Below are 19,848 nucleotides of genomic sequence, written 5' to 3'. Positions count from 1 at the left end.
GACCCGCGGTGTCGAGCACGACGGGCGCATCGCGGCTCAACTGGGTGAGCGCGATGTCGTCATTCCAAGCGGCCACCGCGTTGTCGACGCCGGCGTCCATGCCCGCCCTGACTCGGGCGGGCACGGCGGTTCGTCCGGGCCCGTAGCGACACCTCGCCGAACGCCCGGTGCACGATTCGGGCGTGGCTCGCGACTTGTCCACAGGGCTTCGGTTGTCCACAGGTTCGCGAGCCGCGGGCTTGACACGCGCGGACTCTCGCTATGGTGGGTGGAGGTGGGCGGTCTGCCCCCAGGGTGGGCGGGGCCCCGCGCTCGCGTCGTTCACGCGATGAGCGCACTGCCGCTGCCCACGACCCGCATCTAGGCTCCTGACGTCCTTTCAGACACTCAAGGTCCCGCCTGACGCGTGGCATCCGCACCCGAGGCCCGTGGCCCCTTACCTCGACACCGGTGGCCCGACCGGCACGTCCGGCCCCATCAGGCCCGGAACGCCGCCCGCACGATCTCCAGCGCCTCTTCTCTCGACAGTCCCAACTCGGCCGACATCGACGCATAGGCGTGCGCTGCCGAACGCACCCGCTCGCGGTTGCTGTCACCGTTCGCGCTGACCACGGTGCCCGCCCGGCCTCGTGTTTCCACGAGTCCCGCTTCCTCCAGCTCGCGGTAGGCGCGAGCGACTGTGTTCACCGCAAGGCCCAGGTCTTTCGCGAGCGCGCGCACTGTGGGCAGTTTGGCGCCGACCGGCAGTTCGCGGTTTGCGATGGCGTGTGCGTAGTGCACACGCACCTGCTCGTACGGGGGTGTCTCCCCGTGGTGGTCGATCTTCACTGCGCCGTTCCTCCCCGCTTGTAGCTACCTCTGTGTTGACCAACGGGCGAGGGCGGCAGAGGTTGCGGGTTTAATTCAGCTCGGACCGGAATTGGGCTGGACCGCTCTCATCCTCACGGAGAGCGACGGCCGGACAGACCCGGCAAGGCGACGCCGGGACAGGAGCCGCCTTGCCGGGTCGAGCTGGGGCGTGCGGGCGTTCGATGTCGGTCCACACCCGCGGTTCTTGTTGCTATTCCGCGGATTTCGGCGCGACCACGGTGCCGCGGGCGCGCGTTACGACGATCGGCTCAGCCAGCGCGTCCGCGGCGGAAGGGCCGCGTTCGGGCGCCGAACGGCACACCACGCGGGCCTCGAACTCGATCTCCCGCGACCGCTTCCCGATGCGCACCAGCGTCGCCACGGCCTCGATGACGTCACCGGCCTGGATGGGCGCAACGAACTCCACGGAGCTGTAACCCGCGAACAGGCCCTCGTCGGAGTCGGTGTGGATGAGCATCTCGGTGGCGACGTCACCGAACATGCCGAGCCCGTAGGCGCCGTCGACGAGGCTGCCGCCGTAATGCGCGTGCGAGTGCGGCACGTAACGCCGGTGTGCCACGGTGAAACCTTCGACCAAAGCCCCGCTCACGCGGCGACCCCCTTTTTCTCCTGCATCGCGTGCACCAGGTAGCTCGCGACCTCGCCCGGAGTGGTACCCCGGGAGAAAACCCGGTCAACCCCCAGCTCGGCCGCCATCAGCGGGTCGAACCGCGGGCCGCCCGCCACCAGCAGCGGCCGCCGGTCCCCCATCGCCTCGCGGAACGCCGCCGACATCTCCTGCGTGTTCAGGATGTGCGCGTCCCGCTGCGTCACCACCTGGGAGACCAGCACCGCGTCGGCCTTCTCGGCGCGGGCGGACCGCACCAGTTCCGGAACGCTCACCTGCGCGCCGAGGTTCACGACCTTCAGCTCGCGGTAGTACTCCAGGCCCTTCTCGCCGGCGAAGCCCTTGATGTTGAGGATCGCGTCGATGCCGACCGTGTGCGCGTCCGTGCCGATGCAGCCGCCGACGACGACCAGCTTGCGCCGCAACACCTTCTTCAGCGTCGTGTTCACCTCGGCCGGTGACAGCAGCGGGTACTCGCGCTCGACGACCTTGACCTCGTCGAGGTCCACGAGGTGCTTGACCGAGCCGTAGACGACGAAGAACGTGAAGTCGTCGCCGATGGGGTGCGAGTGGACCACCATCGCGGGGTCCATGCCCATCCTGTTCGCGAGCTGCTGCGCCGCGCCGTCCGCCTTGGGACCGAACGGGATCGGCAGCGTGAACGACGTCTGGACCATGCCGTCGCCGGTCGTGTCGCCGTAGGGCCGGACGTACCTCTTGGCGTCAGACATTCGAGGCCTCCAGCAGGTCCGAAGCCGGGTTGAAGTACTCGGGAGCCTTCTCGACCACGCCGTCCGCGCCCTTGCCCTTGTCGGCCGGGCGCTTCATCAGGCCGAACGTGCCGTCGGCGATCGCGTTGAGCAGCCCGTCGCCGACGATGCGCTCCAGCAGGTCCACCGCCTCGCCCAGCACCTGGTGCGCGCGCTTGACGATCAACCCGTCCGGTGCCGGCCGGAAGTCCTCCGCGAGACTGCCGGCCGCGTTGAGCACGTACCGGACGTTCTGCAGCGCGAGGTCGCGGTCGGACAGGAACGGCGTCACGACCGCCTCGGTCATCATGCCGACGAGCAGGATGGACTGTCCGGTGAGGACACCCGCGAGGTTGAAGAACCCGTCCAGCAGGTAGCCGTTGAACACGTCGCCGGTCATGTGCTTGGTCGGCGGCATCCATTTGAGCGGCGCGTCCGGGAACAGCTCGCGGGCCAGCAGCGCGTGCGCGAGCTCCAGCCGGAACGAGTCGGGCACCTTCGGGTTGATCTCGAACGCGTGCCCGAGGCCCAGCAGGTGGTCGGGCAGTCCCGCCTCGTGGGCGAAGTGCTCGTTGAGCAGCTGGGACACCGTCACGGTGTGGGCGGCCTCGACGGCGTCCGCGGTGGTGAGGTAGTTGTCCTCGCCGGTGTTGATGATGATGCCGGCGCGCGCGTGGACCTGGCGGGAGAACCGCTGGTCGACGAACGTGCGGATGGGGTTGATGTCGCGGAACAGGATGCCGTACATCGAGTCGTTCAGCATCATGTCGAGCCGCTGCAACCCGGCCAGGACGGCGATCTCGGGCATGCACAGGCCGGACGCGTAGTTGGTCAGCCGCACGTACCGGCCGACCTCCTTCGACACGTCGTCCAGCGCCGCGCGCATGATCCGGAAGTTCTCCTGCGTGGCGTAGGTGCCCGCGAACCCGTGGTGCGTGGCGCCTTCCGGGACGTAGTCCAGCAGCGACTGGCCGGTGGAGCGGATCACGGCGATGACGTCGGCGCCGGCGCGGGCGGCGTTCTGCGCCTGCACGACGTCCTCGTCGATGTCGCCGGTCGCGACGATCAGGTAGATCCACGGGCGTTGCGCGGGGTCGCCCCACTTCTGCACCAGCTTCTCGCGTTGGACGCGGTTGCGGTCGACCGTCTTGAGGCCCTTGGTGATGGCGGAGGTGGCGGCCTTCTTAACTGCGTTCAGGTCCCTGCCAGTGGGGATTGAGAACTGGACCTGCCCGGCGGCGGTGGCCTCGGCGAGCTCGGTCAGGCTCGCGAGGTTGTGCTGCCGCAGGGCGTGGAACGCGGGCAGCACCACCCCGTGCTCCAGCCCGCACTGCTCGCGGACCGTGTCGATCACGCGGTTGACCCACGGCACGTCACCGGCGCGGTGGGTGGAGTCCGCGCCGGTGATGCCGGCCAGCCGCAGCGTGGCGCGCTCGACCGCGACCGTGGTGTGCGCCTTCGCGATGGACACCACGGGTTCGGCCGCCCGCGCGGCGAGCTCGCGCGCGGTGGCGACGACCCTCGGGTCGAGGTCGAGCAACGCCATCGAGTCACTTCCTCTCGTAGATCGTCCGGCCGTTCAGCACGGTCCGCACGCACACCGGGGCGGGCCCGGTGAGGTCGGGCAGGCCGGGCACGCCCGACCGCGGGTCGGTGGACCAGCGCTGGACGCGGGCGTCGGACCCGGCCACCACGAGGTCACCGGTCTCCCACACGGCGTACGTCGCGGGCGCACCGGGCCGCAAGGTGCCGGTCACGCCGTCGTCCACGCCCGCCGCACGCCAGCCACCGCGCGTGTGGGCGGTGAACGCGGCACGTGGGGACACACCGAAGCCCTCGGTCCTGTGGTGCACCGCGGCCTTCACCGCTGCCCACGGGTCGATGGCGGTCACCGGCGTGTCGGAGCCGAACGCCAGCACGACGCCCGCGGCGGCCAAGCGCGAGAAGGGGTTGAGCCCCACTCCGCGCTCGGCACCGAGCCGCTGCACGTACATGCCGGTCGGGCCGCCCCATTCGGCGTCGAAAAGCGGCTGCACCGAGGCGATGACGCCCCACCCGGCCAGCTGCTGGGCCTGTTCGGCCGAGACCATCTCGACGTGTTCGAGGCGGTGCCGGGCCGACGCCAGCGCCGGGGTGCCGAGCGTTTTCTCGGCTATTGCGAAGCCCTCGACCACGGCGGCCATGCCGGCGTCGCCGATGACGTGGAAGCCGGCCTGGATGCCCAGCTCCGTGCACTTCACCAGGTGGTCGGCGACCTGCCGGCCGGTCAGGTACAGCGCACCGGACGTGTCCGCGTCGGCGTACGGCTCGGCAAGCGCGGCGGTGCGGGAGCCGATCGCGCCGTCAACGAAGTGATCGCCAGCCAGGCCCTGCACGGGGACACCGGGCAGGTCGTGGTCTCCCCAGTAGGCCACGACCTGCGGGCCCTCGCCCAGCGCCAGCAGCTCGCGCAGGTCGTCCTCGCCGGAGATGTCCGGGCCGGCGCACTCGTGCACGGACGCGATGCCCATCGACGCCGCGTGGTGCAGGAACGCCAGCTGTGCCTCGCGGCGCTGCTCCGGCGTGATGGCGTCGCGTGCGATGCGTCGGACGTGATGGTGTGCGGCGCGCGCGAGGGGGCCCTCGGCGGAGTAGCCGTCAGCCGCGCGCGTTTCGTCCGTGACGAGGTTCGACGACACAAGTGCCGAGTGCACGTCGATGCGTGACAGGTAGACCCTCTTGTCGCCAGCCGCCTCGTCGATCTCCGCACGCGTCGGAGGGCGGTTCTCCGGCCACCGCGTCTCATCCCAGCCATGACCCCACACGAGCGGGCCCTCGGCGTTGCGGACCTGGTCCAGCAACGCCTCCAGCGACGGCGTGCGGGTCAGGTCGACACCGGTCAGCAGCAGACCGGCCGAGGTGGCGTGGACGTGGGCGTCGACGAACGCGGGCGCGACGAAGGCACCGCCGAGCTCGACGACCTCGGCGTCCGGGTGCAGCGTGCGCCCGACCGAGTCCTGTCCGATCCAGACGACCACGCCGTCCGTGACGGCCATCGCCGTCGCATCCGGTGCGTAGATGCGGCCGCCGACCAAAAGTTGCGTACTCACGTCACGCAGTCTGCCTCTGCTCGAACAACGCCCGCACACCCGCCTGGGTGCGGACGAGGTCGAGCGCGAACGCGGCGTGACCTGGCACATAGCCGTTGCCGACCAGCATCTCGACGTCCGCGGCCAGACCCTCTGCTCCCAGAGCGGCGGCGCTGAACGAGGTCGCCATGGAGAAGAAGATCACGGTGCCGCCGTCGGCGGTCGCGAGGATGGCGCCGTGCTCGCACCCCGGCACGTCCACGCACACGACCGTCACGTCGACCTGCTTGCCCACGGCTTCGGCGACGGCGACGGGGTTGCGTGCGTCCGCGATCACGACCTCGTCCGCCAGGCCTGCCGCACGGACCTGTGCCGCTTCACGTTCCGTGGGCACCAAAGCAACCAGACGCGACGCACCGGCCTGACGCGCGGCCGCGAGGGAGAGCGACCCCGACTTGCCCCCACCACCGAGCACGAGCACGGAACCACCGGGGTGCCGGCGCACGACCCGGTCGGTCAACGCGGGCGCACCGCACACGTCGAGCACCGACAGCGCGAGCCCGGCGGGCAGGTCGTCGGGCAGCACGGCCGCGATCGAGCGCCCGAACAGCACCGCGGTCCCCCGGCACGGCACCTGCTCGTCCTCGCCGCTCCAGTCCTGCAGCCCGTCGGTGATCCGCAACGGCGTCAGCGTGAGGCTGACCAGCGTCGCGATCCGGTCACCGGCCTTGAGCCCGAGCGGCGAGGACGGTCCCACCTCCAGGACCGTCCCGAACAGCATGCCGCCCGAGCCCGTGACCGGGTTCTGCATCTTGCCGCGCTCGGCGACGATGTCGAGCACCGCCTGCCGCACCGCGTCCGGACTCCGGTGCGCCTCCCTGAGCTGCCGGAACGACGCCGCGTCCAGGTTGAGCCGCTCGACCGCGACGACGACCTCGTCGTCAGCGGGCACGGGTGCCGCGTCGAGCCGCCACGCCTGCTGCGGCAACACGCCCGCAGGTTCGAGGACACGGTGCAGTCCGTACGCGCTCACCTGAAAATCCTTCGGTCGACGACGCTGTCTCGAAGATATCTTCACGTGAGGCGTTAAGATCCCGCAAGTATCATTCAGGATTCACGCGGAACCAGCGGCAGTCGTAGGGCGCCAGGTCGACCTTGGCACCGGTCTTGGCCGGCTTCACCGTGCCGCCCGTCGCCAGGTCCGTGAGCACCCCGTCGACCGGGACGCGCACGGTGACCTCCCGGTCGGCGAAGTTGTGCAGGGCGATCACCGCGCCACCGTCGCAGTCCGCGCGGTGGGCGAACACGGTCGGATCGCCGACGTCGAGCACCTGCACGGTTCCCCACGCCAGCTCCGGGGCCTCGCGGTAGAGCTCGACCAGCTTGCGCATCCACGTCAGCAACGAGTCGGGGTCGTGGCGCTGCTTGCCCGCCTCCTCCCAGTCCATCGGCACGCGCACCGCGAGCCGGCCTTCGAGCGACAGGTCCTCCTCCAGGCCGATCTCCTCGCCGTAGAAGAGCACCGGCGTGCCCGGCAGCGTGAACAGCAGGCTGTAGACCATCCGGATGCGGCGCTGGTCCCCGTCGAGCATCCCGGGGAGGCGGCGGCGCAGCCCCCGGCCGTAGAGCTGCATCGAGGGATCCGGCCCGAACGCGTCGAAGACCTCCTGGCGCTCGTCAACCGGCAGCTTGTCCAGCGTCAGCTCGTCGTGGTTGCGGACGAACGTCGCCCAGTGCCCGTCACGCGGTGGCTGCGGGCGTTCCTGCAGCGCCTTGGCCAGCGGCCCGCTCGTCTGCCGCGCCAGCGCCAGGTACATCGCCTGCATGCCGACGAAGTCGAAGCACATGGTCAGCTCGTCGCCGACGCCCTGGCCGTAGAAGGCCATCGTGTCCTTGTACGGCAGGTTCACCTCGCCGAGCAGGACAGCTTCACCGTTGCGGCGGTTGAGGAACGCCCGCAGGTCGGTGAGGTAGTCGTGCGGGTCGGGCAGCTCGATCGCGTCGGACCGCTCCTGGTGCTCCAGCAGGAACGGGACGGCGTCGACCCGGAAGCCGCTCAGACCCAGCTCCGTCCAGAAGCCCATGATCCGCGCGATCTCGTCGCGCACGGCGGGGTTGGCCACGTTCAGGTCGGGCTGGTGCTTGTAGAAGCGGTGCAGGTAGTACTTGCCGACCTCCTCGGAGTACTCCCACAGCGAGCTCTCCTTGTCAGGGAACGTGATGCCCTTCGGCCCGTCCTCCGGCGGCTCGTCGGCCCAGACGTACCAGTCGCGCTTGTCGGGGTCGTGGAACCACGGGTGCTGGTCGGACGTGTGGTTGACGACGAGGTCGGCGATGACGCGCATGCCGCGGTCCCGTGCGGCGCGGACGAACTCCACGAAGTCGCCCAGCGAGCCGAGGCGCGGGTCGACGGCGTAGAAGTCGGTGATGTCGTAGCCGTCATCGCGCTCGGGCGTGGGGTAGAACGGCATCAGCCACAGGCAGGTGATGCCGAGCGCGTGCAGGTGGTCGAGTCGTTCGGTGGCGCCGCGGAACCCGTTGTCGGAGAAGGTCTCCACGTCCAGGCAGTAGAGGACGGCGTTCTTCCACCACACGTCCGAGGTGCGGATCATGCCGTCACCTCCGGCAGCACGTGCTCGCCGAACGCGTCGACGAACGGCACCAGGTCCTGGCCGACGTGGTGCAGGTAGATCTCCTCGAAGCCCAGCTCGGCGTAGTCGTGCAGGCGTTCGGCGTGCCACTTGAGGTCGTCGGAGATGTTGACGACGCCTTCGAGCTGCTCGGCCGTGACGTTCTCGGCGACCACGTCGAAGTGCTCCGGCAGCTCCAGGTCCCAGCACACCGGCGGGCGGAACACGTTCGTGCGCCACTGGTCGTGCGCGATCGCGCGAGCCGTGTCGAGGTCCTGCGCCCAGCTCAGGTGCACCTGCAGGTGCAGCTTGCCGCGCCCGCCCGCGTCCCGATAGGCGCCCGCGACCTCGCGCAGGCGTTCCGGTGCGGCGTTGACGGTGATCAGCCCGTCCGCCCACGACGCGCACCACCGCGCGGTCTCGGGGCTCACGGCGGCACCGATCAGCTGCGGCACCTCGCGGGGCAGGGTCCACAGCCGGGCGCGGTCGACGCGGACCAGGCCGTCGTGGCTGACCTCGTCGCCGTTGAGCAGCGCGCGGATCACCTCGACGCACTCCTCCAGCCGCCGGGTGCGGACGTCCTTGCGCGGCCAGCCGTCACCGGTGATGTGCTCGTTGCTCGCCTCACCCGTCCCGAGCGCGGCCCAGAACCGGCCGGGGTACATGGCGGCGAGCGTGCCGATCGCCTGCGCGGTGATCGCCGGGTGGTAGCGCTGCCCCGGTGCCGTGACCACGCCGAACGGCAGCTCGGTCGCCTGCAGCGCGGCACCGAGCCACGACCACGCGTACCCGGACTGGCCCTGCCGTTCGCTCCACGGCGCGAAGTGGTCGGAGCTCATCGCGGCGGTGAAGCCGGCCTCCTCGGCCCTGCGCACCGCGGTCAGCAGCTCGGCGGGGTGGATCTGCTCATGTGACGCATGGACGCCGTAAACGGTCATGCGACATCGGTACCCAGGACGAAGATCCAGGCAACCTCCGCTTCGGCGGCAACTCCCGGCGGGCGCGTTGAACCGATCCCGGCCGGCGCCCGTGTCCACGTCAGCACCTCGGAGCTGAGGAGGATCGGCGATGTACAACGAGACCCGAGTCGGGACGGCGACCGTTGTCCAGTTCATCCGGCCGGACGGCACGGTCGAACCCATGGACGTCGACCTCCACTACCGCACGGACGACCCCCACGCGGTGACGATGCGGTTCCACACCCGCGACCAGGAGTCCACCTGGCTCGTCGGCCGGGAGCTGCTCGCCGACGGGGTGCTGGCGCCGGCCGGGCTCGGTGACGTGCGGCTGCGCCCCGGTGACGGTGACGTGCTGGTCCTGGAGCTGGTGACCGAGGACTCGCACGCGGTGTTCCACCTGCCGGCCGAGGAGCTGCACCGGTTCCTGCAGTCGACCTACCAGGTGGTGCCGTCCGGGCGCGAGGTCATCGACTTCGACCTGCTGCTCAAGAACCTGCTGGCCTAGTCCCTGCCGGTCTGGTCCCCGCTGATCTGGTCCTCGCCGGTCTGGTCCCCGCCGGTCTGGTCACAGCCGCAGGCCGAGCACCAGCTTCTCCTCCACGGCGATCTGCCGGAACCCGAGGTGCTGCCAGAACCCGATCGCGTGTGTGTTGTGGCGGCGCACGTGCACGTGGACGCCCTTCTCCAGGCGTTCGAGCACGGCACGCACGAGCTTGCCGCCGTACCCCTTGCCCGTCGCACGCGGCAGCAGGTTGGCGTGCATGTGCGCGGGATAGTCGATGGCGAGCATCGGGTCGACGCGCGCCGGGTTGTGGATGTGGCGGACGACCCGGTTCGCACTCGGTGTCATCGGGTAGCGAACGCGCAGGTCGGGCCACCAGTCGCGGTCCAGTCGGTCCTCGAACGCGAGGCTGTCGGCCGTGCCGATCGCGTAGCCGCAGACGCCGTCGTCGTCCTCCGCCACGAACGCGAGGTCGGGCTCGAAGGCGACGTACGGGCCGACGTGGGCGTGACCGAGCAGGCGCGGGTCGTCGAACAGGTGGCGGGCGCCCCGGCCGCCGTTGCCGGTGTCGAGGCAGATGTCGTGGAGCGCGTCGAGGTCGGCGGGGTGGTACGCGCGGATCACGGCAGTTCGCGGCGTTCCGCGACGACCACGTGGTCCGCGTCGACCGTCACGACCTCACCCTCGACGACCTGACCGGGGCCGAAGCGGCGCTCGTGCTCGAACTTGAGCGCGGCGGCCTCCGCCTTGCGGGCGATGCGGCGGCTGACGAGCCGGCGCGTGGGCGGGAAGAGCAGGAACAGCGCGGCCACGTCGCTGACGAAGCCGGGCACCATGATCAACGCGCCGGCGGCGGCGATGAGCACCCCGTCGGCCATCTCCTGGTGCGGCTGCTGCCGCTTGAACACCGACTCGGAGAACGCGGCCATCGTCTGCGCGCCCTGCCTGCGGACCAGCACGAGACCGACGAGCGTGCCGACCAGCAGCAACCCGATCATGGCCAGCGGGCCGATGGCGTTGCCGACGGCGAGCATGACCGCGACCTCGGCGAAGATCCCGGCGAGCAGCAGCGCGAAAAGGGGCATACCTCCACAACGCACGGACGCCCGCGGTTGCTCCCACGCCTCTTCGACCAGGGCTTGAGCCGAAATATTTACGGCACGCTAGCGGTGTGACAGGATATCTTTACGCGACCTCGACGCTGAGGAGTACGGATGACCGCGCTGCACGACGCCCCCACGGCGCTGGAGCGGCTGGACCGCCAGCCGTACACGTACGTCCGCCGTGAGCTGGTCGAGCCCGACTGGCGCCGGTTCCCCGGCTGGGCGCACGTGACCGAGGCGCAGTGGCGTGACGCCCAGTGGCAGCGGGTCAACTGCGTGAAGAACGTGAAGCAGCTCCGCAAGGTCGCGGGCGACCTGCTCACCGACAGGTTCTACGACGACCTCGCCAAGGACATGGACGCCTTCGCGACGATGTCGATGCTGATCCCGCCGCAGATGTTCAACACGATGGCGGTCGGCGCGGACCTCTCCCCCGACGCCTTCACCGAGGCGTTCCTGGCCGACCCGGTCCGCCGCTACATGCTGCCGGTCTCCTCCGACCGCGACCCGCGCTGGCCGTCGCACCCGCACTCGCAGCGCGACTCGCTGCACGAGGCGGAGATGTGGGTCGTCGAGGGCCTGACCCACCGCTACCCCACCAAGGTGCTGGCCGAGATGGTCTCCACCTGCCCGCAGTACTGCGGGCACTGCACCCGCATGGACCTGGTCGGCAACTCCACCCCGCTGATCGACAAGCACAAGCTGTCGCTCAAGCCGGTCGACCGCCAGGACCAGATGATCGACTACCTGAAGAAGACCCCCGGCGTCCGCGACGTGGTCGTCTCCGGCGGCGACGTCGCGAACGTGCCGTGGCCGCAGCTCGAGTCGTTCCTCATGCGCCTGCTGGACATCGAGACCGTGCGCGACGTCCGCCTCGCCACCAAGGCGCTGGCCGGCCTCCCCCAGCACTGGCTCCAGCCCCGAGTGGTCGAGGGTCTGGAACGCGTCGCCCGCACCGCCTCCCGCCGCGGCGTGAACCTCGCCATCCACACGCACGTGAACCACGCACAGTCCGTGACCCCCCTCGTCGCCGAGGCCGCCCGCACCGCTCTGGAAGTCGGTGTGCGGGACGTGCGCAACCAGGGCGTGCTGATGCGCGGGGTCAACGCCACCCCGGCCGACCTGCTGGACCTTTGCTTCGCCCTGCAAGGGGAAGCGAACATCCTGCCGTACTACTTCTACATGTGCGACATGATCCCCAACGCCGAGCACTGGCGCGTTGCCGTGTGGGAGGCGCAGGAGCTCCAGCACGCGATCATGGGCTACCTGCCGGGGTATGCGACGCCACGGATCGTGTGCGACGTGCCGTACGTCGGCAAGCGGTGGGTCAACCAGCTCGCCGAGTACGACCGTGAGCTGGGCATTTCGTACTGGACGAAGAACTACCGCACCGGGATCGAGCTCGAAGATCCCGAGGCGCTCGACCGCCGCTACCCCTACTACGACCCGATCTCCACGCTCGGCGAGGCCGGCCAGAAGTGGTGGGCCGACCAGACATGATGAGCCATGATGGGGCCGTTTTCGGGACATCCCCGAAGACGGCCCCATCGCCACGTTTTGCCTGTTCAGGCCCATTGTGACTCGTTAAGCTTCGACACCAAGGAGCCCAGAGAGTCCAAAATAGACGATCTTCACAGTCCACAGCGGACACACTTGGTCCGTCAATTGCCTAGTACGCGGTGACACCTCTCCTACCGTCACGCAGATACAGTCCCCTGCGACAGCGATCCCTCCACGCGGAGCAGTCAAGTCGCCAAGCCCGACGACATCCGACTCGTGTTTGTGCTGCTGTCCGCACACCACTCGCGCTCCGGAACGCTTCGATTTGGCGGCTCACTTCGAGTCAGGCCGGAGAGCGCGGCACGCCGATCTGTTGAACCTTCCGTCGGAATTCCTGGACGCGTGCGACGGTCGCCCTCCGTTCACACCGCTGAGCCGCGGTGGCAGGCGCTGACGCTGGCGATAGGATGACTGAGCGAATGGCTGGCGTAGATCTACTTCGCCCGAACAGGGGTGGCGATCAGTTTTACTATCGCTGAGCTGCCCGCCAGTCACTTCGACTTCCGCGCCCGAACTCCAAGCTGACGGAGATCCACGTTGAGGGTGCCGCAACCAGAGACTGAGGTTCACCCCGAACGGTGGACAGGGGCGTAAGAAGTTCAGGCAGCTGCTCGGAGTGACTTCTCATAGTCGCTGGGACTGCGCATCCCGAGCTTGGAGTGCCGCCGCGTACTGTTGTAGAAAATGACCCAATTGTCAATCGCGGCAACGAGTTCCGTCTTGGTGGCGTAAGACGTGCCGGTAGTAGTGCTCGTGTTTGAACGTCGACCAGAACGACTCCGCGGGGCTGTTGTCCCAGCAGATCCCGGTCGCGCCCATCGATCGGCGCAGCCCGTGCCGGAAACACGCCCGCGCGGTCAGGTTCGCCGTGTATTCGCCGCCGCGGTCGGAATGCAGGACTGTGCCACGACAGTCACCTCCACGGGCGGCCACCACGGCCTCGATGGCGGTGGTGACCATCTCGGCGCCGATGTGGTCGGCGACGCTGTAGCCGAGAACTGTGCGGGAGTGCCCGTCGCGGATCGCGCACAGGAACATCTCGCCCTCACCACAGGACAGGTACGTGATGTCGGTCAGCCACACGGCGTTCAGCCGGCTCTGGTCGAACTCGCGCTCGACGAGATCCGGCGGGAACGACGCGGACGGGTCGGTCACGGTCGTTCTCACCGTGAACGTGCGAGGGCTGATGCCCTCGATTCCGACATGGCGCTCGCCGCCCACGGGCAACGTGTTCGTGGGCGGTGAGCGTTTTCCCAGGTCAGGCGGCGTGCTGGGCGATCCAGTCGAGCATGGGGTGCGGGTTGCGCTGGAACTCCAGGTAGCCGTCCCAGCGGCGGTTGCTGCCTTCGATCCAGTGCAGGTGCTTGTCCTTCGTGGGCATCGCGTCGTACATCGACCGCACGTCGTGCGGGGTGACGAGGCTGTCGTCGCGGACCTGGTAGATCAACGTCGGTACGCTGACCGCGCCGGCCCAGGGCACCGGGTCCTGCGCGTCGAACCCGAGGCCGGTCACCAGCTGAATGCGGCGGTCGAGGTCGTCCACACGCACCGCGGGGATGCCCATGAGACCGAGCTGGTGGGTCATGATGACCTTGGTGGTCACCGGCTGGGCGGCCACGAGGGAGTCGATGCCCTCGAACGCGGCCGGGTCCTGGTAGGCGGCCGCGAACGTCGCGTTCGCGCCGAGGCAGCGGCTGAACAGACTGATCCGCATCGAACCGGTGTCGGTGCGGGTGCGTGCGTAGGTGAGGGAACCGATCACGTCGCGGGCCTCGTAGATGCCGCTGGAGGTGATGCCGCCGTTGGCGGACCCGCTGAAGCCGTGGTTGCGCAGGTCGTAGGTGAGGACGTTGTAGCCCGCGTCGTGCAGGATCTTGTAGTCCGGCATGAAGGGGATCTCGATGTTGTTGCCGCTGGGCGCCCAGATCGAGCACCACGGATCGAGGTGGCTGGGCAGGCCGGTACGGGTGAAGCCCATCGGGTGGTTCGCGATGACGAGCTTGTCGCCGGTGTTCGGGATGAACCAGCCTTCCAGCGGCACCCCGTCGCTGGCGGGGAAGGTCACGTCCTCGTACGCCAGCCCGAGATCGCCGGGGGTACCGATGACCGGGGCGCGCTGGCTGCCGCGGAAGTTGGCGGCGATCGCGTCGAGCATCTTCGACATCTGTTCTTCGTCCACGCGTCCAGCCTTGTCAGCGTGACCAGGCCGAACCAGGGGAGGCTGACCCCCCTCTCAGGGCACGTGACGCGTTGAAGCGCCGGTGCTGGTCCCTCATACTGGCTGCGATGGATCTTCCGCAGCTCGGCGCGTTCCTGCGCTCACGTCGCGACCGGGTGCGCCCCGCTGACGTGGGGCTGCCGATGGGTTCCCGCAGGCGGGTGACAGGCCTGCGCCGGGATGAGGTGGCCCAGCTCGCGCACGTCTCCACCGACTACTACATCGAGATCGAGCGCGGAACGGCTCAACCTTCATCGGCTGTTCTCGACGCCTTCGCCGAGGTGCTCAAAATGAGCGAGGACGAGCGCGCTCACGCGTTCACCCTCGCCGGGCGGCACCAGCCGCGCCGCTCGTCCGGGGCGGTCCTGCACCCCGCCATGCGGGATCTTCTCAGCCGTTTCGGGGACGACGTTCCCGCCTATGTCAGCACGGATCTGCAAATCGTTCTCGCGCAGAACGACGCGGCAGCCGAACTGCACGGCCCGATTCCCGAGTCCTCGGAGCTGACCGACAGCTACGTGTACCGGTGGTTCACTGATCCGGCCGTGCGGGCACAGTTCGATGAAAGCTGTCACGAAGCGGAAGCCGAGGCGCTCATCGCGGACCTGCGGATCGGTGTCGCTCGCCGCGGACCGGATGATCCTGATGCCAGAGCTTTGATCGAGGTGCTCACCGCGCACAGCTCCTGGTTCGCACGGCTGTGGGCTCAGCAGGACGTCGCCATCCGCCGGAGTGAGACGAAGAGACTGCGCCATCCACAGCGCGGTCCGATCGACTACGACTGCTACGCGTTGCTCAGCGAAGACGGGCGGGAACGACTCATCTGGTACGTGCCCGCGAAGGTTTTCGTGGCGGGTGCGGCGGACGATGGACGCGTGGGGAAGTGCACCGACCGCCGGTCATCTCCGCCGACGGTCTGAGCACGAGTCGTCAGGCCGCCTGGCGGCGGCTGCGGGACTGGCACCAGACGGGGGTCTGGCAGCGGCTGCACGAGAACCTGCTCGCCGAGCTCAACGCCGCGCACGCGCTGGACTGGTCGCGGGCGGTGATCGACGGCTCGCACGTCCGCGCCCTCAAAGGCGGCCCAAAACCGGGGCGAGCCCGGTCAACCGCGCCGGAACGGGCTCGAAGCACCGCCTGATCACCGAAGGACACGGCATTCCGCTGGCCGTGTCACTCACCGGCGGCAACCGCAACGACGTCACCCAGCTGATGCCGCTGATCGACCAGATCCCGCCGGTGCGCGGCAAACGCGGCCGGCCACGGTTCCGACCCAACACGCTGTACGCAGACCGCGGCTACGACCACGACAAGTATCGCACCCTGTTCCGCGACAAGGGCATCACACCGGTAATCGCCCGCCGCGGCAGCGAACACGGCTCCGGACTGGGCGTGCACCGCTGGGTCGTCGAGCAGACTTCGCGCTGCTGCACTGGTTCCGCCGCCTGCGGACCCGCTGGGAGATCCGCGACGACATCCACGAAGTCTTCCTCAGCCTGGCCTGCGGCCTCATCTGCTGGCGCCGCCTCCGCAACCTCCCATCGAGCCAGGAGTTCTGAGTCCAGCAGCGCCGTTACCGGGACTACGCAGGTGCAGCACCAATGGGTGCTCGTTTTGCTTGCGGACGCTTGCTCATTTCCCCAGCGGACCCCGGACGCGAGCCAGCGCCACCGATGGTCCCGCGCTTCCGGGCCGCGGAAAGCGCGGGACCATGAGGCCGTGCTGGTCGGGCTGCCCGCGATGACCACCGACACCGCCGAGCTTCAGCCCACTCGCAGTCTCCGTGCCGATCCGCTCGCGGCGCGGTGGATGGAGCTGCGAGACCTGACCGAGATCAGGTGGTGCTGACGGCGGTGCTGCTGCATCCCCTGCCGGGCACGCATACCTGCAGCGTGCCGGACAAGCCCTCGGGCAGGTCCAGGTTCTTCTGCCCGCACGGAGAACCCGCGCCACTGTCGGAAACCGAGTAGGTCCGTCCCTGCACGGTCAGGGTGGCGTTGACGTCGAGACCGTCCTCCCGGGTGTCACAGGCCCGCAGGACCTCCCCGTAGCTGTCGAAGTCCGCTCGCCCCAGAGAGCCGTAGGTGACCTGGTAAAGCGTCTGCACCCCGACCGGGGAAGCGGTGGCCGTCGTGGCCGCTACGAGCCCGGCCACCACCGCCATCACGGTCGTGGCGGCAATTCTGCCCCAATGCGGCATGTTCGTGATCTCCACTCTGTGGTCGGCGGACGCTTTCGTGCCCGCCACTCCATCAAGCCGCTTCCACCCCATCGTGTGAACCCTTCAGCGCCAGAACAACCCGATCGAGTATTGTTTGACTCCAACCCGTTTGGTGGATGCTTCTCCGTGTTGCCGTCACCCCACCTGCCATTCCAGGCAGGTCCGAATATCGGAACACGGAGCGCCGAGTTGCTGGGCGAACGCGGTCAGCGCGGCGTCTGGAGACCTGTCCCGTGGCTGCTCGTTGACGTCATGGCGGCCGGGCAGGCTTCGGTCTGGGTGCCGACGAGCGCGCGGCGCGCGTTGTGACCAGCCGTTCTCGGCGGTCTGCTCGCTGGATATGCCGTCCGCCTCCGCCGAGGGCCTGCCGACCCGCCTGCACGTGACCCGCGTGGCAGAGCCGAACGACAAGTTCGCCGGGCGACCGCGCGGTGCGGACGAGATCGAGTTGACCGCTGATGCCACCGCGCTCGCCGACCTGCTCGCGGCGACCCGAACCACCGCGTCCAACTCCGCGCCGGCCTCTGCCCCGCCGCGCTCCCCGCACCCTGGTCCGCCGCGCCGGTCTGTCGATCAGCTGTCGGTGTGGGCGGCGCGGGCGGCCGGGTGGCGGCTCACGGGCGGACGCGCCCCGAGGAGACCAGCTCGTCGAGCACCTCGCCCAGCCGCGTCATCCAGGCCCGCGGGCCGAGGAACATCTTGTGCGAGATGACGAACCCGGTGGTGTCCGCCGCCCGTTCCGCCTCCGGGCAGCCGTCGTTGCGGTGGTCGATCGGGTTGTCGAGGAACAGCGGGCGCCGGTACACCGGGTCGAGGTGGCCCTCGTGCGCCGACACCCCCTCCGCCGACAGCGCCTCGACGAGCTTGTCGCGCGACACCTGCTCCGGGTCCACCCGGAAGGGCACCGCGAACAGGCTCCACCTGGTCGTCGCCGCGGGCGGGGTCACCTGCTCGACCCCGTCCACGACGGTCGCGCGCAGCGCCTCCGCGTTGGCCGCCCGGTGCTCGACCTGCTCGTCGAGGCGGGGCAACCGGGCGCTGAGCACCGCGGCCTGGAACGGCGTGAGCCTGCCGTTGGTGGAGACCTCGTGCTTGTCCTGCTTGGGGGCTCCGCGCATCCAGAAGCCGTTGTGGTGGGCGAAGACCCGTCCGGCGACGGCCGGGTCGCGGGTGGCGACCGCGCCGCCCTCGCCCGCGGTGAGCTGCTTCTCCTGGTGGAAGGAGAAGGTGCCCGCGTCGCCGAACGTGCCGACCTGGCGGCCGCGCCAGGTCGAGCCCAGCGCCTGCGCGCAGTCCTCGACCAGGAACAGCGAGTGCCGCGCGCACAGCTCGCCGATCGCGTCCAGGTCGACCGGGATGCCCGCGAGGTGCACGACGAGCACCCCCACCGTGCGGCTGGTGACCCGCTCGGCCACCGACGCGGGAGAGATCGTGAAGGTCGCCGGGTCGATGTCGGCGAACACCGGGACCGCGCCCAGGCGCACCACGGGTGAGACCGAGGCGAAGAACGTCGACGCGGGCACGATCACCTCGTCGCCGGGACCGACGCCGAGTGCGGCGAGCGCGAACTCGATGGCGACCGTGCCGTTCGCCGTGGCGGTGACCTGCTCGGCCCCCAGGTAGCCGCCGAGCGCGGCCTCGAACCGGCCGACCTCGCCGCCGGCCCAGTCGCTGTCGCGGCTGCGCGACCACACGCCGGAGTCGAGGACCCGGCGCAGGCCGTCGAGCTCGTCGGGGTGCGTGCCCGGCCACAGGGCCTTGGCCTCGTTCGCGTCGAAGGCGGGGGTTCCGCCGTCAAGCGCTGGGGTGCGCATGGGTCTCCTCCTGGGGGCGGTGCGGGATGCGGCCGGTGGGACGGGCTGACTCGCCGATGCGCGGTGGCCTGCCCCGGTGCCTGGCGCGGAACCCGGCCAGCGCGCCGGCGAGGGCGTCCAGGCGCAGCAGGCGCACCCGGTCGCCGTCGACCCGCCAGTCCGAGGGGCGCAGGCCCAGCGCCAGGCACACCCAGCGCCACTGCTCGTCGGCGGCGTCGCGGCGCTTGCGCACCTTGCGGGTGAAGGCGAGGTCGCCGGAGAGCACGTCCTCGAACAGCTCGGCGTTCTCACGGGTGAGCCTGGCCGAGGGGCGGGCCAGCTCCAGCAGGTCGTGCGGGTCAGGGGACTTGATGCGCGCGGTGACGTCGGCGGAGAAGAAGTTCGCGTAGCCGCCGGACCGGTTGTAGGGCTCCACGTCGGCGGCCACCCGCAGCAGCCACCGCCGGGGCGAGCCCTCCGCCCTGGTGCGCAGCGCGCCGACAGTGCCCACCTCGGGGCGGAACACCGGCCCGTCCCAGCGGCCGCGCACGCAGCTGAGCCGCTCACCGAGGTCGACGTCCTCGCCGAGGCGGCGGTCGGGGGTGTAGCCGCCCATCGCCGCGAACGCCTCCGCGGTGATCGCGGTGTTCCAGCCGCTGGTCACCACCCGGTTCCAGGTGAAGTCGTAGTCGGGGTTGCGGTGCGGGTGCAGCGACTCGCGCATGAAGTAGGCCTCGGTGAAGTTCCACGAGCGGCGCAGCAGCACGAGCAGGTCGTTCTCGCACATGATCCACGGGCAGCGGTCCTGCTGGCCGCGCACGCCGTCCAGCGCCGGGTCGGCGTCGAGCGCGGCGACCTGGATGGCCAGCTGCCGGGGATCGAGCCACACCGTGTCGGCGTCCTCCAGCGCGAAGTACAGCGGCGCGCGCTGCCGGCCCCGCAGCGCCCTGACCGCGGTGATGTCCGCGCACAGCCGCCTGCACAGCGTCAGCGGGTACGGCTCGTCCGCGTCGAGCACCACGTCGACGAGGTGGAAGGCCGCGCCGACCGCGCCCGCCTCGGCGCGGAACCGCTCGAACACCGCGGCGGAGTCGTCCGGGTCCTCGCCCGCGAGCCGGTTGGTCAGCACCAGCACGTCGAAGCTGCCCGGCGGCAGCGGCGAGCCGTCGATGTCGCGCTGGTCGGCGTAGACGTCGAGGAAGCGGCGCAGGTACTCGGCCTCGAACCGGGCGGGCACCTGCACGCTGATCCGGCAACGCGGGTCCAGCGGGGGCAGCCGGTCGGCCAGGGCCAGCACCCTGGCACGGTGCGCCTGCGGCAGACCGTCGAAGTAGCGCCGCAGCTGCTCGCGCTCGCGCTCGACGTCGCGCCGGGGCGGGGCCAGGTCCTGGCCCATCAGACCCGCCGGTGTGCGCACGTAGGGTGCGCTGCCCGCGAGGGGGCCGAGGTTGTCCAGGTGGTCGGTCAGCGAGAGACCCATCAGCACCAGCCTTGTCGGTCGCGGCGGTCGGGCGATCGGACGCTAACAAGCGGCCGTGGCCGGGGCAAAGGCGCGCGTGTGGTGCTGA

Annotated in this window: 18 protein-coding genes and 1 pseudogene; 4 read left to right on the top strand and 15 right to left on the bottom strand. The window is 69.9% G+C overall.

Annotated features, from left to right (window positions below):
- Positions 1 to 477: 477 nt before the first annotated feature.
- The 8 genes from ACZ7CH_RS09100 to ACZ7CH_RS09065 all read right to left on the bottom strand — a co-directional run bounded on the left by ACZ7CH_RS09100 (position 478) and on the right by ACZ7CH_RS09065 (position 8,862).
- On the bottom strand, positions 478 to 828 hold the full coding sequence (locus tag ACZ7CH_RS09100; RefSeq protein ID WP_360393632.1) for a GntR family transcriptional regulator: 351 nt from the start codon (positions 826 to 828) through the stop codon (positions 478 to 480).
- Positions 829 to 1,060: 232 nt separating this feature from the next.
- Entirely contained in the window at positions 1,061 to 1,429 is a 369-nt protein-coding gene (gene kal / locus ACZ7CH_RS09095; protein WP_360393630.1) for a 3-aminobutyryl-CoA ammonia lyase, read from the bottom strand.
- Positions 1,430 to 1,455: 26 nt separating this feature from the next.
- Positions 1,456 to 2,208: a lysine 5,6-aminomutase subunit beta gene (gene kamE / locus ACZ7CH_RS09090; RefSeq protein ID WP_360393627.1), complete on the bottom strand. Its 753-nt coding sequence runs from the start codon at positions 2,206 to 2,208 to the stop codon at positions 1,456 to 1,458.
- On the bottom strand, positions 2,201 to 3,772 hold the full coding sequence (gene kamD, locus ACZ7CH_RS09085) for a lysine 5,6-aminomutase subunit alpha (RefSeq protein ID WP_360393625.1): 1,572 nt from the start codon (positions 3,770 to 3,772) through the stop codon (positions 2,201 to 2,203). The genes kamE and kamD overlap by 8 nt, the downstream gene beginning before the upstream one ends.
- Positions 3,773 to 3,776: 4 nt before the next feature.
- On the bottom strand, positions 3,777 to 5,324 hold the full coding sequence (locus tag ACZ7CH_RS09080) for an amidohydrolase (RefSeq protein WP_360393745.1): 1,548 nt from the start codon (positions 5,322 to 5,324) through the stop codon (positions 3,777 to 3,779).
- Positions 5,317 to 6,327 carry an L-erythro-3,5-diaminohexanoate dehydrogenase gene (gene kdd, locus ACZ7CH_RS09075; protein ID WP_360393623.1) on the bottom strand — a complete coding sequence of 337 codons (1,011 nt, stop codon included), beginning with the start codon at positions 6,325 to 6,327 and terminating at the stop codon, positions 5,317 to 5,319. Before kdd ends, ACZ7CH_RS09080 begins: the two co-directional genes overlap by 8 nt.
- A 70-nt stretch (positions 6,328 to 6,397) precedes the next feature.
- Complete coding sequence (locus ACZ7CH_RS09070; RefSeq protein ID WP_470373517.1) at positions 6,398 to 7,906, bottom strand: alpha-amylase family protein; 1,509 nt, start codon at positions 7,904 to 7,906, stop codon at positions 6,398 to 6,400.
- Positions 7,903 to 8,862 carry a TIGR03885 family FMN-dependent LLM class oxidoreductase gene (locus ACZ7CH_RS09065; RefSeq protein ID WP_470373516.1) on the bottom strand — a complete coding sequence of 320 codons (960 nt, stop codon included), beginning with the start codon at positions 8,860 to 8,862 and terminating at the stop codon, positions 7,903 to 7,905. The genes ACZ7CH_RS09070 and ACZ7CH_RS09065 overlap by 4 nt, the downstream gene beginning before the upstream one ends.
- Positions 8,863 to 8,992: 130 nt before the next feature.
- Between ACZ7CH_RS09065 and ACZ7CH_RS09060 the strand changes: the two genes are divergently transcribed.
- Complete coding sequence (locus ACZ7CH_RS09060) at positions 8,993 to 9,388, top strand: SsgA family sporulation/cell division regulator (protein WP_470373515.1); 396 nt, start codon at positions 8,993 to 8,995, stop codon at positions 9,386 to 9,388.
- Between the two features lie 60 nt (positions 9,389 to 9,448).
- Here the strand turns inward: ACZ7CH_RS09060 and ACZ7CH_RS09055 are convergent, their stop codons facing one another.
- Both ACZ7CH_RS09055 and ACZ7CH_RS09050 read right to left on the bottom strand, forming a co-directional pair.
- Positions 9,449 to 10,009 (bottom strand): GNAT family N-acetyltransferase, encoded by a 561-nt coding sequence (locus tag ACZ7CH_RS09055; protein ID WP_470370294.1) that lies wholly within the window; start codon positions 10,007 to 10,009, stop codon positions 9,449 to 9,451.
- The gene (locus ACZ7CH_RS09050; RefSeq protein ID WP_360393610.1) at positions 10,006 to 10,470 is read right to left on the bottom strand and encodes an FxsA family protein; all 465 of its coding nucleotides are present in this window, start codon (positions 10,468 to 10,470) and stop codon (positions 10,006 to 10,008) included. The genes ACZ7CH_RS09055 and ACZ7CH_RS09050 overlap by 4 nt, the downstream gene beginning before the upstream one ends.
- 129 nt (positions 10,471 to 10,599) lie before the next feature.
- Here ACZ7CH_RS09050 and ACZ7CH_RS09045 point away from each other — a divergent pair, with 129 nt between their 5' ends.
- A complete protein-coding gene (locus ACZ7CH_RS09045; protein ID WP_470373514.1) occupies positions 10,600 to 11,988 on the top strand; it encodes a KamA family radical SAM protein in 1,389 nt (462 codons plus the stop codon).
- 756 nt (positions 11,989 to 12,744) lie between these two features.
- Here the strand turns inward: ACZ7CH_RS09045 and ACZ7CH_RS09040 are convergent.
- Together ACZ7CH_RS09040 and ACZ7CH_RS09035 are read right to left on the bottom strand one after the other, a co-directional pair.
- Positions 12,745 to 13,203, bottom strand: coding sequence for a DDE-type integrase/transposase/recombinase (locus tag ACZ7CH_RS09040; protein WP_470373513.1), 459 nt, complete (start codon positions 13,201 to 13,203; stop codon positions 12,745 to 12,747).
- A gap of 103 nt (positions 13,204 to 13,306) precedes the next feature.
- Positions 13,307 to 14,227 (bottom strand): alpha/beta hydrolase, encoded by a 921-nt coding sequence (locus tag ACZ7CH_RS09035; protein WP_458431621.1) that lies wholly within the window; start codon positions 14,225 to 14,227, stop codon positions 13,307 to 13,309.
- Positions 14,228 to 14,334: 107 nt separating this feature from the next.
- On the opposite strand from ACZ7CH_RS09035, the gene ACZ7CH_RS09030 reads away from it, so the two are divergent.
- Entirely contained in the window at positions 14,335 to 15,186 is an 852-nt protein-coding gene (locus tag ACZ7CH_RS09030) for a helix-turn-helix domain-containing protein (RefSeq protein ID WP_458431620.1), read from the top strand.
- 20 nt (positions 15,187 to 15,206) lie between these two features.
- Positions 15,207 to 15,825, top strand: a pseudogene (locus tag ACZ7CH_RS09025) (IS5 family transposase); the annotation flags it as partial.
- Between the two features lie 275 nt (positions 15,826 to 16,100).
- On the opposite strand, the gene ACZ7CH_RS09020 reads toward ACZ7CH_RS09025, so the two are convergent.
- The 3 genes from ACZ7CH_RS09020 to ACZ7CH_RS09010 form a co-directional block, all read right to left on the bottom strand.
- Positions 16,101 to 16,481, bottom strand: coding sequence for a hypothetical protein (locus tag ACZ7CH_RS09020; protein ID WP_458431619.1), 381 nt, complete (start codon positions 16,479 to 16,481; stop codon positions 16,101 to 16,103).
- Positions 16,482 to 17,101: 620 nt separating this feature from the next.
- Positions 17,102 to 18,301, bottom strand: coding sequence for a DegT/DnrJ/EryC1/StrS family aminotransferase (locus ACZ7CH_RS09015; protein WP_470373512.1), 1,200 nt, complete (start codon positions 18,299 to 18,301; stop codon positions 17,102 to 17,104).
- On the bottom strand, positions 18,282 to 19,760 hold the full coding sequence (locus tag ACZ7CH_RS09010) for a hypothetical protein (RefSeq protein WP_470372327.1): 1,479 nt from the start codon (positions 19,758 to 19,760) through the stop codon (positions 18,282 to 18,284). Before ACZ7CH_RS09010 ends, ACZ7CH_RS09015 begins: the two co-directional genes overlap by 20 nt.
- Between the last annotated feature and the right edge of the window lie 88 nt (positions 19,761 to 19,848).

The organism is Lentzea sp. NPDC037011 (assembly GCF_055607425.1).
The sequence above is the reverse complement of the archived record's forward strand: the minus strand, read 5'-3'. Positions and strand labels throughout refer to the sequence as shown.